Origin of the sequence: Kitasatospora nipponensis, from assembly GCF_039528135.1 — a bacterium.
GTDB lineage: Bacteria > Actinomycetota > Actinomycetes > Streptomycetales > Streptomycetaceae > Kitasatospora > Kitasatospora nipponensis.
This window is the reverse complement of the sequence record NZ_BAAALF010000480.1, coordinates 1-1202: the sequence shown is the minus strand read 5'-3', so window position 1 is coordinate 1202 and position 1202 is coordinate 1. Positions and strand designations below refer to the sequence as shown.

At 58.2% G+C, this 1202-nt stretch carries 1 protein-coding gene and 1 pseudogene; both read right to left on the bottom strand.

Annotated elements, in window-relative coordinates; genetic code table 11:
* Positions 1–290 (bottom strand): annotated as a pseudogene (locus ABD323_RS41320) (NAD-dependent DNA ligase LigA); the annotation flags it as partial.
* Between the two features lie 43 nt (positions 291–333).
* A partial coding sequence (locus ABD323_RS41315; protein ID WP_344447235.1) for a cold shock domain-containing protein occupies positions 334–1202 on the bottom strand: 869 nt, incomplete at its 5' end.

Below are 1202 nucleotides of genomic sequence, written 5' to 3'. Positions count from 1 at the left end.
CGCTCCAGGGTGAGCAGCTGATCCCGGGTCAGGGTGAACAGGTCGGCGAGGTCGGCCACCAGACCGGACTCGACCAGCTGGACCGCCCGGGTGCCGCCGAGCCCCGCGATGTCGAGCTGGTCGCGGGCGGCCGCGTACCGGATCGAGGCGACCGCCTGGCAGCCCCGGCCCTGGACGCAGCGCCAGCGCTGCTCGGAGGTGTCAATATCCCTGATGAAGGGGCAGGTGGGACGGACGGGCTGTAGGCCACGACCCCGAGCTCTACAAGGAGCCTCGATGATCGAGATCAATACTCTCCTGAATGAGACCCGCTGATCACAGGCCTCACAGGCCCTAGCGCTCCACTAGCCATACTTCCACAGCCCGAATCTTTCCATCCTTGGTCGTCTTCTTGTATGAAAGCTCGGAGCCTTCTCGAACAAGAGAAAACTCCTCGGTTGGGCGAAAATCTGTCGCATGGAAGAAGATATCGGGTCCGCCATCAGTTGGCCGGAGGAATCCGAAACCGCGCTCAGCCTGCATAGCCTTCACGGATCCGTAGGATCGATCGACAGCCTCATTAAAGCCAACTCCAAGCCACTGCGAAAGTGCAATGTTAATCATGGTCGCCGAACGGGCTAGATATTTATCTGCCGTCTTAATTCGAACCCCTCTGGCCAGGCTCATTCCGTAGCTAATCCGGTCTCGGACGAGGTTATCCGCAGCGACACCTTGAAGGCCACCTAGAGTCTCCTGGAGGTATTCCAGAAGCTCCAGACAGCCTCCATAGTCACCCACCCCGTACATCTTACCGGCCGACAGTGTGGCGGACTTTACGTAAATTTCGAGAGCGCGCGATTTGATTTCAAGCGGCGTCTCTGGAATTCGCAGTAGCGCAACACAAGCCTCTCGGGCCGCCTCACTATTGGCCAGCTGATGGTGAACTTTTGCAATTTCCAGTTTCAGTACGGTGCTTGCAGGGTCGAGTGCAACCGCTTTCTGTAGATAGCGGAGCCCCTCTTGCGGCTGCCCAAACTCTCGAATCAGAAACCTTGCATAGAACCAGTTGAGTGTCGAACTGGAGGAGTTAAGCTCCAGCGCCTTCTCGTAGGCAGTATTGGCCCCATGCAAATTGTGACTGGCAGCGCGGGCCATCGCCTCCAGCCGGTAGCATTCGTGATAGTCGGGCGCTAGTTCCTGGGCATCTGAAATTACCTGGGGAG